Genomic DNA, 13,622 nt, shown 5'->3' with positions numbered 1-13,622 from the left:
TTTATTATCCATATCCATGGGGATTCTGCTTTTGCCAGTTCCAACTATCAGCTAGCATATCCTCGAGAGTATAAGCTGCCGTCCATCCAAGTTCCTCTGTCGCACGGCGGCTATCTGCATAGAAGCTGGCCAAATCACCAGCTCGCCTTGGTGCATATTCAAATGCAATATTTATTCCATTTACTTGCTCAAAGGTATTCTTGATTGCCAGTACTGAAATAGGCTTTCCTGTACCGATATTCCAGGCACGACAACCCGTTTGTTGCAAACGATTCTGAATCGCCAATACATGTGCTTTGGCCAGATCGACAACATGAATGAAATCCCGCTCACATGTCCCATCTTCAGTCGGATAATCATGACCAAAGATTGACAACTTTTCACGTCGCCCTACCGCCACCTGTGTGACAAATGGCATCAGATTATTCGGGATACCTTGTGGATCTTCTCCGATCTGGCCACTTTTATGTGCACCTACCGGATTAAAATAGCGCAATAAGGCAATCGACCACTGTGAATTGGCTTGAGCGGTCTTCTCCAATAACTGTTCAACCACCATTTTGGTGTAGCCATAGTTATTGGTTGGCATGCCTAGAGGCATATCTTCCTGATAAGGTGAAGGGTTGAGCTCCCCATAGACAGTGGCTGAAGAACTGAAGACCAGACAGAAGACTCCAGCACGCTCCATGGCCTGTACCAGGCTAATTGAACCGGAAATATTATTTTCAAAATATTTAAGAGGGATTTGCTGGCTCTCACCAACTGCTTTTAAGCCAGCAAAATGAATCACCGCATCAATGGTATTTTCCTGGAATATTCGGTCTAGGATCTGACTGTTCCGAATATCACCTTCTACAAATTTCAGGCTTTTTTGAGCCAACCGCTGGACACGATTTAAAGACTCAACCGAGCTATTAGATAAATTATCCAATACTACGACGTCATGCCCCGTATTTAATAGTTCCAAGCAGGTATGTGAACCAATATACCCTGCTCCACCCGTCACTAAAATTTTAGCCATGTCTTTCCTGTTATAATTTTAATCAAGCTGTCAGGATTTTAATCAAACCCTGGGTTGAACCATCTAAACCGCTAATATCAGTTTGCTCACCATTCAGTATAGGCAATAACTGATTGGCAATTTCCTTACCTTTTTCTACGCCCCATTGGTCAAATGGATTAATATTCCAAAGCACCGACTGCACAAAAACTTTATGCTCATACAAGGCAATCAGCATTCCCAGACTATAAGGATTTAATTCCTGTAATAAAATAGTGCTGCTCGGTTGATTACCCTCATATTGTTTATAGGCTGGCAAGCCCTGCAATTCAGTCTGATCCAAGGCATCATTACCAAATGCCAATAATCGTGATTGTGCCAGACAGTTAGATAAAGCCAAATGATGCTGTTCGATCAAAGCATCAGCATTATCGACGTAGGTATATTGTTGACTGTTATAACGCTTCACTGGGGCGATAAAATCGCAGCTGACTGCTTGAGTACCTTGATGTAACAGCTGGTAGAAGGCATGTTGGGCGTTTGGTCCAACTTCGCCCCAAATAATTGGACAAGTGTCGAGCTGAACTTTTTCACCATTGCGCTGGATGGATTTACCATTAGACTCCATTTCCAGCTGCTGCAAATAAGATGCAAAATATTTCAGACGTCCATCATAAGGCAAGATGGCATGGGTCTGAATATCCAGAAAATTCGTATTCCAGGCACCCAGTAAGCCCATTAATACTGGAATATTCTGTTCCAGAGGCTTGTACTGGAAATGCTGATCCACGGCATAAGCACCAGCAAGCAGTTGTTTAAAACCGTCCACTCCAATACTGAGTGCAATCGGCAAACCAATACACGACCAGAGAGAATAACGCCCACCGACCCAATCCCATAACAACAGCTGATTTTCGGGTGCAATTCCCCAGGCTGTCATTTTTTCAGGTTTAGTGGATACCCCAATAAAATGATGCTTCACAATAGAAGGATGCTGGCCTAAAGATTTTTCCAGCCATAAACGCACTGTTTGAGCATTGGATAAGGTATCAATCGTTCCAAATGACTTGGAAGAAATAATAAAAAGCGTGGTTTCCGGACGTAACTGATGCAGCAATTCAGATAGCTGGCTACCATCCATCGTCGAAACAAAATGCACATTCAAAGGTTTGGCAGATTGATATTTGAAATCCGAGAGCGCATGACTAACCATTAATGGTCCTAAGTCAGATCCCCCCACCCCGATATTCACTACATCTTGAATGACTTCACCGGTAGCGCCACGGCGTTGTCCGGCATGAATCTGCTCGACCAAAGCATACATACGATCTAGCTGAGCATGAACTTCAGCTGCCAGTTCTTCATGCTGCTGGTCCTCTTTCGGCAAACGTAAGGCCCAGTGCATAGCTGCACGTTGTTCAGTATAGTTAATCGTCTGAGTGGAAAATAAAGACCCGATCCAGGATCTTAGATTTTGTGTCTCTGCCCACTCAATCAGATGCTGCACAGCATCATGATTGACTCTATGTTTGCTATAGTCAAAAACTACCTCCTCAAATTGTACCGAGTATTGGTTAAACCGTTCAGGATCTGCTGCAAAGAGTTGGCGTAAATGGATCGATTTCAATTGTTCTTTTACAGAATTTAGCTTTTTATAAGCATTATTGCTATTCTGGTCTGATTTAAGCTGGTCTAACATCAACGTCCCACCCCAATATAGTTAAAACCGCGTGACTTGATATAAGCAGGGTCATAGAGATTACGTCCATCCAGAATCAAAGGATGCTGCATCAACTTGCTGAGATAAGCATAATCTGGGCTACCATACTGTTTCCAGGCCGTGATTAAACACAACGCATCTGCATCTTCTACAGCCTGATACTGGTCTTCACATAAAATTAAATCGCTACGTTGACCATAAATCTGTTCAATATTGGTCAAAGCCTGTGGATCGTGCAGTTTCACTGTTGCACCTTGCGCCCACAATGCTGCCAACATAGCATGTACCGGAGATTGCTGGATACTTGGGGTATTTTCTTTAAATGCAGCTCCCCAGATGGCGACTGTTTTCCCATGTAGGTCTCCACGGAAATAATTCCATAGCTTACGGAATAACAACTCTTTCTGTTGCTCATTGATATCCCAAACCTGTTCCAGTAACTGGTTTTTTACCCCAGAGTCCGCCACGGCGTGAGTCAGCGTCCGGATATCATGAGAAAAGTTTTCTCCACCAAAGCCCACCCCTGGAAATAAATAAGCTGAACCAATACGATTATCTGCCGCCATACCCTGACGGACTTGCTCAATATCAATTCCCAGTTTTTCAGCGACACTTGCCAGATCATTCATATAACTGATCCGGGTAGCCAACATGCCGGAAATACTCAGCTTGGTAAATTCTGCATCCAGAATAGGCATAAACAGATATTGCTGGGCACGAGGGAACAAGGGACGTAACAGCTCTCTAACTTTGAGCTGTACATCTGGCTGATCGCAACCCACAATCAGTTGAGTGGCTTGAACGAAACTGCGAATAGCATTCCCTTCCTGAATAATATCTGGAAGATAGACCCAGTCATCATTTGGTAAAAGCTGCTGGAATCGCGCTGTACCATGCAAACCAAAGGTGGATGCATTAATCATCAGTTTAGGGTGCGCAAAGCAGGCATGATGAATGGTATTTAACATCTGAAATGCCAGTTGCTCTTCCGTCGCATTAAAACTGAAGAAAAAGACATCCTGATTAAAGGTCAGATGCTGAAAATCACAACAGTTTAAGAATCCTAACTCCTGCTGTTTTTGTAGCAATAACTGTAAAGATTCATCTTGGAAATATGTCCGTGCAGGCTCATCAGTATTAAAACTATTACACCATACGACCTGATGGCCACATTCAGCTAAAAGGGCTGAAATAACCCCCGAGAATAAGGTTTTTCCTAATACTGCGACTTTCATAGTATCCCTTTTTTATTATAAGGCCAGTTCCTGAATCAATGCTTTAAACTCTGCACCGAGTTTAGGATGATCTACGCCATAATGTAATACAGCCTTAAGATAACCAAGCTTGCTACCACAATCAAAGGTCTGACCCTTCATCCGATAAGCTTCGACAATCTCTGTTTGCTGCAATAGCGCAATCGCATCAGTCAACTGGATTTCATTGCCTGCACCTTTCGGTGTCTGCTCCAGTAAATGCATAATCTTTGCCGGAAGGATATAACGGCCTACTACTGATAAATTTGACGGTGCCGTACCAATCGCTGGCTTTTCCACAATACCTTGCATCACCGTACTTTCACCTTCTGCAGGCGAAGCTGAAACATCCACAATCCCATATTGATCAACCAGATGATCAGGAACTGCTTCAACCATGATTTGTGATGCACGAGACTGTTCATAACGTTGAATCATACGAGACAGGTCATTTTGAGTATCTTGATCCTTAACCAGAACATCTGGTAACAGGACAGCAAAATCTTCGTCACCAATCACAGCCTTAGCACAAAGCACGGCATGGCCAAGGCCTAAAGGCTGTGGCTGACGTACGCTAATCACACTAACATGAGGAGGTAAAATTTCAGTAATTTCTTTAAGCAAATCGGTTTTATTTTTTTGCTCAAGTGTAGTTTCAAGTTCAAAATTACGGTCAAAGTAATTTTCAATCGATGCTTTGGAAGAATGCGTCACCAGAATAATTTGTTCAATTCCAGCTGCAATTGCTTCTTTTACCACATATTCAATGGCTGGACGGTCAACTACCGTCACCATTTCTTTGGGAATGGATTTGCTGGCTGGTAAAAAACGTGTGCCAAGTCCTGCGACAGGGAGAATTGCCTTTTTAATCATGTTATTCAACCTAATTATTTCCAACTTTAATTTACTTTAATTTCCTGACCACGCTGATAACCATCGACATAATGTTCAAGCTGCATTAACGCCCAGTCCACATCACTCTGAGTCGCTGTCAGCACATGCATACGATTAAATACTTCCAGAATTTCAGCTAAAGGATAATGCTTTTCTACTGATCTTAAAATTCGCTTATGTGAAGTAATCTCTGTATTTTCCTGGTCAATTAACAGCTCTTCATACAGTTTTTCGCCTGGACGCAGTCCTGTATATTGAATTTCAATGTCACCATCGGGATTTTGACTGTCTTTCACCTTTAAGCCACTCAGTGAAATCATTTGACGAGCAAGGTCCTGGATTCTTACCGGTTCACCCATATCGAGCAGGAATACATCTCCACCTGTGCCTAAAGCTCCTGCCTGGATTACTAACTGCGAAGCTTCAGGAATCGTCATAAAGAAACGTGTCACTTCAGGATCAGTGACGGTGATAGGCCCACCTTTAGCTATCTGCTGTTTAAATAATGGAACGACTGAACCCGATGAACCTAAGACATTCCCGAAACGTACAATACTAATTTGGGTTTGATTCTGTGCTTCCGCCATGGCCTGACAATAAAGCTCTGCCATACGTTTGGTCGCACCCATGACATTGGTCGGACGTACCGCTTTGTCAGTCGAAATCAGTACAAAGGTCTCGACCCCTTTTTTCACTGCAGCATTAACACTAAAGGCCGTCCCTATAGCATTATTTTTTAAGCCAGCCAATGGATTACATTCTACTAAAGGAACATGTTTATAAGCAGCAGCATGATAGACGGTTTGAACGCCATATTGCTCAATGACCCGTTCCAGTTTACTTTCATCCACTACCGAACCTAGAATCGGAATAATTTCACAGCTGGCACTAAGACGTAACTCTTTATCAATACTATATAAAGCAAACTCTGTCAGCTCATAGATAATAAGTTTTACCGGTTGATTTTTAATAATTTGACGGCATAGCTCTGAACCAATGGAGCCCCCTGCCCCTGTAACCATCACGACTTTATCTTTAATATTTTTTTCTAGTAACTCCGCTACAGGGGGAACTGGATCACGCCCTAATAGGTCAATAATATCAACTTCCTGAATATCAGAAACTCGAATTTCACCATTGACCAGTTTAGTCAGCCCTGGAATTTCAGTAATTTTTAAATGTGCAGGTTCTAAGAATTTTACAATTTCACTTTTACGGATACGACCTACTGAAGGAAGGGCAATCAGAATTTCATCAATACGAAGTTTAGTAAAAGATTTTAATGCAGTTTCTGGTGAATAAACTTGAATCCCTCCAATATTCTGACCGCTCAATGAAGGATTATCATCAATAAACATGACTGGTAAATGCTCATTAGAACGATTTAAAGTTGCTGCAACCTGCTGTCCTGCATAACCTGCCCCATAAATCGCAATTCGTTTTTTCGATACTCCGGCATATAGATATGAACGAACAATAAAGCGGATCAATCCTCGACTAAACCAGACCCAGGCAAACATCATGAAGCCAAACATTAAAGGAATAGAAGTAGGAATGAATGCATGGGTGGCATACGCAAGCAAATACAAACCAATGACTGTCAGAACAGTGGCCAGCCCTAATTTGACAATAAAAAATTCATTAAAAGTACGAACAATAAAACGATAAACACCACAAACAAATAAAGCCAATACAGCAATGGCACTGACCCAAACTGTACCAAAAGGAATATTGGGAACGACTTCTGCACCCAGATCGAATTGACGAATGGCATAGCAAAGCCAGATCAGGACGGGAAATATGCAGAAGTCTAAAATAACGAGAAATGTCTGTTTAGCCGCACGTGGAGATTCAACTAAAGGTAGAATGATAGATTTCACTTGCTGTGTCTTCTCAATAATTATTTATAAGTTTTTACCTCATATTAAATATTAGAGAGAATTGAGGTAAAAACTTGGATAAATGTTTAAAGTGTACCTATAAAGATACACTTTACATGATTGAATCCTAGAGAATTATATGCGACTAATCACCTGCTGAATAACATCTTTAGTTGTTTGAATATTATTTTCTGTTAACGTTGGATGCACGAGGAACATTAGGCTGGTTTCACCCAGTTTTTGAGCATTCCTTAAACGCTCTTTTGGACGCCATGGCGTATCATCAAAAGCATGCTCTAAGTAAACTTCTGAACAAGACCCACTAAAGCATGGTACACCTTCGGCATTAATTTCAGTCATGATTCGGTCACGTGACCAGCCTTCTGGTAAAGCATCAGTATTGACTTGTACATAGCATTTATAGGCAGCATGTACATAATCATCTGATGGGCGATGAACTGTAAAATATGGGCTATCTGCAAATGCAGCAAAAATTTTTTCCATATTTGCATTACGCTGTACTGTCCATTCGGACATCTTTTTCAGTTGGATACGCCCGATCACAGCCTGCATTTCCATCATGCGCCAGTTCGTACCAAAAGAGTCATGTAACCAGCGGAATCCCGGTGGATGCTGTTTATTATAAATACTGTCAAAGTTTTTACCATGATCTTTATAAGACCACATTTTTTTCCATAAGTTTTCATCATTGGTAGTGACCATTCCTCCTTCACCACCAGTGGTCATGATTTTATCCTGACAAAATGACCAGGCACCAATGTGACCGATTGAACCTGCAGATTTTCCTTTATACATGGCACCATGGGCTTGGGCACAGTCCTCAATCACATACAGGCCTTTTTCTTCAGCCAATTGCATGATTGGGTCCATATCACACATCCAGCCAGCGAGATGCACACAAATAATCGCTTTGGTATTAGGCGTTAAAACTGCTTCAATCGTACGACGTGAGATATTTTGCGAGTCCATTTCCACATCGGCGAAAATCGGATTTGCCCCAGCAGTCACAATGGAACTAGCAGATGCAAGGAAAGTACGTGAAGTCACAATCACATCATCACCCGCACCGATTCCCAAGGCTTTCAAGGCTACATCCAAAGCTACGGTACCATTCGCCAATGCTACTGCATATTGTGTGCCAGCAAATTGAGCAAATTCTTTTTCAAATTCACGGCATTCCTGTCCGGTCCAGTAGTTGACTTTATTAGACAACAAAACCTGGGAAACCGCATCCGCTTCTTCCTGAGTAAAACTTGGCCATGGTTCAAATGCAGTGTTTAACATGATACTTCCTAATTTTCAAAACTTTAAAAACTTATTTTTTCTCTAAAATACGTGCCGGATTGCCAACTACTGTCACGCCTGGTGGCACACTTTTAGTCACTACTGCGCCCATTCCCACTACTGCGCCCTTACCAATCACTAAAGGTTTGTCTGGTATGCCTTGCTTAATAACAGCACCTGCACCAATATAAGCATGATCTTGAATATGAATATTGCCGTTGCATTTTACTCCAGGAGCAAAAGTAACATAGTCGCCAATTACACAATCATGTTCTACATAGCTATATAAATTAGCGTGGAAACACTTCCCAATTTTGATATTAGAAGTAATCGTAACAAATGGGCTTAATGCAGCGCCTGGAGAAATTTCGACCTCATCCATAAGCACCACATTATCTGCCTGAACAGTCCATCGCTCAATTGCATCTTGTTCAAGTTTTATCGCAATTTTTTCACGAATTTGACTATTGGCAATCGCAATTAAAGCGAATTTTTTATCAGCTTTTAATTCTTTAAAAGCTTCATAATTCAAAGCCACATGGCCATTAATTGTAATTTTTTCAGTTAAACTATCATCAATAAAATAAATTTCAGCTTGAATATTATCACGCTCTAGCTGTTCACGTGCTACTGGCATTAAACTACGGCCACACCCAGATGCACCATAAATTGCATAGATTTCAGTCATGATGATGATCCGTCTTAGTGCCAGTAAATTTTGTCATTGTCACTTCACCAGCTTCATTAATATCATCTTTAGCAATAACTTTTTTTACTGTCTTCAGCATAATTTTAAAATCAAGCCAAATTGATTGATTTTCAACATACCAGGTATCTAGCTTAAACTTTTCTTCCCAACTAATCGCATTGCGGCCATTGACCTGCGCGTGACCGGTCATACCTGGACGCACATTGTGACGTTTAGCTTGTTCGGCATTATAAAGTGGCAGGTATTCCATCAGTAATGGACGTGGACCAACAATACTCATATCGCCTTTAATTACATTCCACAATTCTGGCATTTCATCTAGACTAGTAGAGCGCAGCATCTGACCAAAAGCCGTTAGACGTTCACTGTCCGGTAATGGATTGCCTTGTTCATCTACCGCATCTTTCATGGTTCGGAACTTGATCATCTCAAAAGGTTTGCCATGTAAACCGGGACGCACCTGACGAAACAACACCGGCGAACCTAGATTTTTTTTCACTTTATGTGCCACATAAAAATACAACGGTGACAGTAGAATCAGGGCAATAGAGGCAATAATAATATCGAGGAGGCGTTTTAGCATTATATTATCCTTGCGCTACCCACTCAGCAAACTTTTGTGAAAGTTCCTGACGGTTAAACTGAGAGCGAGCTAAATTCTGTGCATTTTCACCCATAACCACAAGCTCATCACGATGATCTGCCGCATATTCCAACGCATCGGCAAAAGCTTGAGGATTTTCAGGTGGTACAGCAAAACCACAATGTTTTTGTTGAATTAATTCCGCTAACCAGCCAGGATAGTTATTTAATACAGGTAAGCCTGCTGCAATATAATCGAAGAACTTATTCGGGGACGTGCCATAATAAAATGCTGGAACATTCGCTAAAATTTGTAACCCAATATCTGCACTTGCCATTAAGCCAGCTAATTTAGTTTTATTCACTGGGTCATGAAAAACAACATTTGTTAATTCTAATTGTTGGGCACGAGCCATTAAGGGCTTCTTCTGCATACCATCACCCACTAGAACTAATTTTATGTCATCCCGGTTTCTTTTCCGCAACTCAACAGCCACATCAATGACAGCATCCAGACCATTTGCCAAACCATGGGTACCAGTGAAGATTGCCATCAAATCCATTTCTTTCACATTTTCTGGACGCCATGGCTGATGCTCTTGGGCAAAAATATCTAAATCACAGCCATTTGGAATAGAAGCCACTTTTTGTGGATCAATACCGCGTTTTACAATACCTTCCACAATCCCTGGAGATAGACCAATCAAGCGGTCTGCTGAATGATAAGACAACCACTCTAGAACAGACATCATCCATAAAACGATCGGATTTTTAATGACTCCCATCGCTTTAGGCAATTCGGGCCATAAATCGCGGACTTCAAATATAAAGGGCTTGCGTCTAAGCCATTTTGCAAAAATTCCAGGAATACCCGCAGTGAGAGGTGTGGTCGTCGCAAATAGCACATCATATTGTTCAGTAAAAGCTACTTTGATCGATTTAAAAGCGAAACTAAGGAAAATCAAAATCCGCTTTAAAAAACTTAAACTATTTGAGTAAGGCAATTCAAATTCAATAATATCAATGCCATCTACATTTCCTTTACGCACGCCTTTATCAAAGGGCTGTGTTAAGCCAGTCTGGCCAGCGCCAAAGGAACCGCATACCATCGTTACTTGATGGCCATTGCGAATCAGCGACTGCGCCATAGCATAGGAGCGGATACCTGCTGATCCTTTGGGTGTAGAAAAATGTTGGTGGAAATATAGAATTTTCATGAAAGATCTTTAATTACTGTGATTATGGTTGAGGACTGTTTTACCTTCACCTCTAGTACAGGTAAAACGGTTTTCTGATAGTAATAACGAGACTCAAATCCCGAAGAAAGAACTATCTCCACCTCGTTATCTGTTTTAATTTCAATTGAAATCGCACCATTACAAATTTTTTTATCATTGAGTTCCCATTTACCAGGCTGTAAGCGCCAACGTAAAACTGCCTGATCTTTAAAACCTGAAACCTGATCTGTAACCACAATATCTTTATTTTTTAAAACAATATTTCTTTGATGTTTACAACCCCAATTATCTTGATAGCCACAAGAAAACTGGTCTTTCTGATAATTTAAATTTTCAGGCTTTAGCCATGCACCAAATAAAAACCGGCTTAATCTTGGCATTTGCAAATGCCCGTCAAACTGAACAGTATTGTGGCTAGCAGGACCGCTAAAATAATCTAGATCTTCAGCAGTAGAGTTATAACTGTATGTACCGCCGTCTCTAAGTATATTTTGGCCATTACACCACACATCCAAATGCAAAGCATCACATTGGCTAGGCCTGAATTTGAATACTGGCAGTTTGAAAGCAATAAAAAATTTATTATTCTCAGCGGAAATTAAACCGCTGGACTTAAAGAATTTATTTTTATTCGGCGAAACAAAAGCGGGCTGATGTATTTTATCTAAACCAAAGAATATTAAGGGCTGATCATAGCTGCCCGCTTCTGTGTAATAGCTCTGCCCAGCAAATAAAGTACTTGCCAGCTGCACACTCGGCCTGAAATCACGATAGTCTGTATTCGACACAGGCAGCAATTTTGCGCCATCATTGGCGCCCAAATTTGGCACATCGCCATTTTCCTGTGTCAAGACAAACAGCCAATCAGCAGCTTTATGCAATTGACTGTACGTAAAAGCGGAAAACTCAGGCAGTTTAAGTTTTCTTCTGATAATTTCACTTAAACAGTAAGAATCCAGCATTATACGGTGGTAATTGACTGAATACTGACTGAATCCTCCATCAGCCATAATCAACTTAGACGCACGATTTTCTAGCCATTTACGCCCCATCTTTGACCATTTTTTATATCGCTTGGATGGATTTAGGCTATTCAGTAAAGATCCACCGATAAATAAGGCGGCCGCTTCTGAAGTTCCATGATTGTTATCTTGCGCAATCGCATAATCAATCGTAGGAGCAATCCGCTTTAAATGAATTTCTATAAGCGCCAGCACATTTTGCGATGGTGACTCCAATTGCTCCAAACCAATTAACGCGCTGATCAAATGCATTACACGGATAGATGCTTCCTGACCGCATTTCCAATTGGGGCCGAGGTATGCAGAATTATTCTCACACCAATTATTCAGCCATTGATCAAGCTGAGCCAATTCAGCTTGATTATGACTTGCATGATGTTTTAAAACAAAGTGAAGGAGCCAGTCAAAACGGGATGCCTCCCAAATGCCTTTAATATCACCGACATTGGCATCAAAGTCAGGAATTTCAAACCAGGATTTTGAAGTATTGGTAAAATTAGCCCCTGTTAAAGGGCTATAAAACCAGTTGGGATACTGACCTATGGCATAAGACTTCCAGCCAAAAGCTGTAAGCTGATATGAAGGCTCAAACACTGTTTCTTGCTTTTGAGTGTGTGCAAAAAAAGAGCCTGAAGGCATCTGTGCAGCAATTTTCTGCACAGGGTTTAAACCAGTTTTAACCCCAATACGGTAGTACATAACTCTTAATAAATTATGCACTCCTAAGCTAAGTGCTGTGGATATAAATGTTAATTTATTCATACTAAACTCAAAGCTTATTTAAAATCATTATCTATCCATTTTTTGATAATACTTCTCCATGAATAGGTTTCTTTAACTTTATTCTTTAAAGTCTGGGATTTAGCAAAAAACAACTCATAATTTTTTGCTACTTTTAGAAGACTTTCTTCAAGATCTTCATAACTACCAGATTTATAATAAATAAACTCATTAAAATTAGAATCTATATGAGATAATGAGTCTCCAACTACCATAGGAATATTTAAGTAAGCGTACTCAAATAACTTCATAGGGCTACCTGACTTAGCCAACTCAGAATCATCCGGATGAATTATCAATATAGGATTAACAATATTATTTAATGAATGAATTAGATTTTCATGATTAAAAGGACCATAAAAGAATACATTTTCTAGACTTACATCTTCATTAAATCCAAATATGTGGAACTTTAAATCTGGATGATGTTTAAAAAACTTATAAACTGCATCCCACTCATAGTAATCCTGTTTCTTACCGAAATATACAAAGTTTACATTTTCACTATTTTTATAGTCAACTTCAAAAAAATCTAAATATTCACTAGAAAAGCCATTAGGCATGACATAAATAGATTTAGCGTGAGAAATAGACAGAATTTGTTTTTTTGAATTTTCAGATACTACAATTATTTTTGATAACTTTGCAGTCAAAAATATAGATAATTTAACAAAATAGTGAATGATCTTATTCGAAGAATCTAACCCAGTAATTGAATTCACTTCAAAATAAATATTTTTATAAAAAATTAAAAAAGGTAAAAATAGGTAAGGTAATATAGGGCGCCAACGAATTATGATTTTTTCTCTAGAAAAAATAGAAAGTAAAATTTCTTTAAAAAAAGCCAAAAAACAATTAACTGTTAAAAAACTTATAAGCTTATTTTTTTTTACAAAATTTTCTACACCACCATAACTAACAATAGTAACTTCATGATTATTATCGGACAAGCCTTCAACGAATCCTTTGGCATGACTAACTCGCCCACAAGGACCTTCCTTAAAAAATAAAGAAGTAGTTAATATATATTTAATCATAATTTATCAACTAATAAAGACTTATGTTATTTAAAAAGGAAATCTCAAAAAGATAATCATAATTAACAAATAAAACTATCATAAACACTATACCTTGAAAAAAATATCTGAGAACTAAAGATAAAATAGCACTTGTTTTTAGTTTTCTAAACCTATAAATATCCATTACACTTACAATTCAATTCCTAAGCATTTTAATACA

General features: G+C 39.7%; 11 protein-coding genes. All 11 read right to left on the bottom strand.

Annotated features, from left to right (window positions below):
- Nucleotides 1–4 precede the first annotated feature (4 nt).
- Nucleotides 5–1,021: a UDP-glucose 4-epimerase GalE gene (gene galE / locus FTV13_RS07450; protein ID WP_180011562.1), complete on the bottom strand. Its 1,017-nt coding sequence runs from the start codon at nucleotides 1,019–1,021 to the stop codon at nucleotides 5–7.
- Between the two features lie 22 nt (nucleotides 1,022–1,043).
- On the bottom strand, nucleotides 1,044–2,699 hold the full coding sequence (gene pgi / locus FTV13_RS07445; RefSeq protein ID WP_180011560.1) for a glucose-6-phosphate isomerase: 1,656 nt from the start codon (nucleotides 2,697–2,699) through the stop codon (nucleotides 1,044–1,046).
- Nucleotides 2,699–3,955 (bottom strand): nucleotide sugar dehydrogenase, encoded by a 1,257-nt coding sequence (locus tag FTV13_RS07440; protein WP_180011558.1) that lies wholly within the window; start codon nucleotides 3,953–3,955, stop codon nucleotides 2,699–2,701. Before FTV13_RS07440 ends, pgi begins: the two co-directional genes overlap by 1 nt.
- Before the next feature lie 15 nt (nucleotides 3,956–3,970).
- Nucleotides 3,971–4,846, bottom strand: coding sequence for a UTP--glucose-1-phosphate uridylyltransferase GalU (gene galU / locus FTV13_RS07435; protein ID WP_180011556.1), 876 nt, complete (start codon nucleotides 4,844–4,846; stop codon nucleotides 3,971–3,973).
- 26 nt (nucleotides 4,847–4,872) lie between these two features.
- A complete protein-coding gene (locus FTV13_RS07430) occupies nucleotides 4,873–6,747 on the bottom strand; it encodes a nucleoside-diphosphate sugar epimerase/dehydratase (RefSeq protein ID WP_180011554.1) in 1,875 nt (624 codons plus the stop codon).
- Between the two features lie 135 nt (nucleotides 6,748–6,882).
- The gene (locus FTV13_RS07425) at nucleotides 6,883–8,052 is read right to left on the bottom strand and encodes a DegT/DnrJ/EryC1/StrS aminotransferase family protein (protein ID WP_180011552.1); all 1,170 of its coding nucleotides are present in this window, start codon (nucleotides 8,050–8,052) and stop codon (nucleotides 6,883–6,885) included.
- A gap of 31 nt (nucleotides 8,053–8,083) precedes the next feature.
- A complete protein-coding gene (locus FTV13_RS07420; RefSeq protein WP_180011550.1) occupies nucleotides 8,084–8,740 on the bottom strand; it encodes a NeuD/PglB/VioB family sugar acetyltransferase in 657 nt (218 codons plus the stop codon).
- Nucleotides 8,733–9,344: a sugar transferase gene (locus FTV13_RS07415; protein ID WP_180011547.1), complete on the bottom strand. Its 612-nt coding sequence runs from the start codon at nucleotides 9,342–9,344 to the stop codon at nucleotides 8,733–8,735. Before FTV13_RS07415 ends, FTV13_RS07420 begins: the two co-directional genes overlap by 8 nt.
- Before the next feature lie 4 nt (nucleotides 9,345–9,348).
- The gene (locus tag FTV13_RS07410; protein ID WP_180011545.1) at nucleotides 9,349–10,560 is read right to left on the bottom strand and encodes a glycosyltransferase family 4 protein; all 1,212 of its coding nucleotides are present in this window, start codon (nucleotides 10,558–10,560) and stop codon (nucleotides 9,349–9,351) included.
- A complete protein-coding gene (locus tag FTV13_RS07405; RefSeq protein ID WP_180011543.1) occupies nucleotides 10,557–12,365 on the bottom strand; it encodes an alginate lyase family protein in 1,809 nt (602 codons plus the stop codon). The genes FTV13_RS07410 and FTV13_RS07405 overlap by 4 nt, the downstream gene beginning before the upstream one ends.
- Before the next feature lie 14 nt (nucleotides 12,366–12,379).
- The gene (locus FTV13_RS07400) at nucleotides 12,380–13,420 is read right to left on the bottom strand and encodes a hypothetical protein (protein ID WP_218946454.1); all 1,041 of its coding nucleotides are present in this window, start codon (nucleotides 13,418–13,420) and stop codon (nucleotides 12,380–12,382) included.
- Nucleotides 13,421–13,622: the final 202 nt, after the last annotated feature.

Origin of the sequence: Acinetobacter sp. YH12235 (genome assembly GCF_013417705.1) — a bacterium.
In the GTDB taxonomy this organism is placed as follows: domain Bacteria; phylum Pseudomonadota; class Gammaproteobacteria; order Pseudomonadales; family Moraxellaceae; genus Acinetobacter.
The sequence above is the reverse complement of the archived record's forward strand: the minus strand, read 5'-3'. Positions and strand labels throughout refer to the sequence as shown.

Bases quoted from the DNA above. Each gene is read 5' to 3' on its own strand.
- FTV13_RS07400 (WP_218946454.1), bottom strand. From the start codon at position 13,420: ATGATTAAATATATATTAACTACTTCTTTATTTTTTAAGGAAGGTCCT.
- pgi (WP_180011560.1), bottom strand. From the start codon at position 2,699: ATGTTAGACCAGCTTAAATCAGACCAGAATAGCAATAATGCTTATAAA.
- FTV13_RS07405 (WP_180011543.1), bottom strand. From the start codon at position 12,365: ATGAATAAATTAACATTTATATCCACAGCACTTAGCTTAGGAGTGCAT.
- FTV13_RS07415 (WP_180011547.1), bottom strand. From the start codon at position 9,344: ATGCTAAAACGCCTCCTCGATATTATTATTGCCTCTATTGCCCTGATT.
- FTV13_RS07410 (WP_180011545.1), bottom strand. From the start codon at position 10,560: ATGAAAATTCTATATTTCCACCAACATTTTTCTACACCCAAAGGATCA.
- FTV13_RS07420 (WP_180011550.1), bottom strand. From the start codon at position 8,740: ATGACTGAAATCTATGCAATTTATGGTGCATCTGGGTGTGGCCGTAGT.
- galU (WP_180011556.1), bottom strand. From the start codon at position 4,846: ATGATTAAAAAGGCAATTCTCCCTGTCGCAGGACTTGGCACACGTTTT.
- galE (WP_180011562.1), bottom strand. From the start codon at position 1,021: ATGGCTAAAATTTTAGTGACGGGTGGAGCAGGGTATATTGGTTCACAT.
- FTV13_RS07440 (WP_180011558.1), bottom strand. From the start codon at position 3,955: ATGAAAGTCGCAGTATTAGGAAAAACCTTATTCTCGGGGGTTATTTCA.
- FTV13_RS07425 (WP_180011552.1), bottom strand. From the start codon at position 8,052: ATGTTAAACACTGCATTTGAACCATGGCCAAGTTTTACTCAGGAAGAA.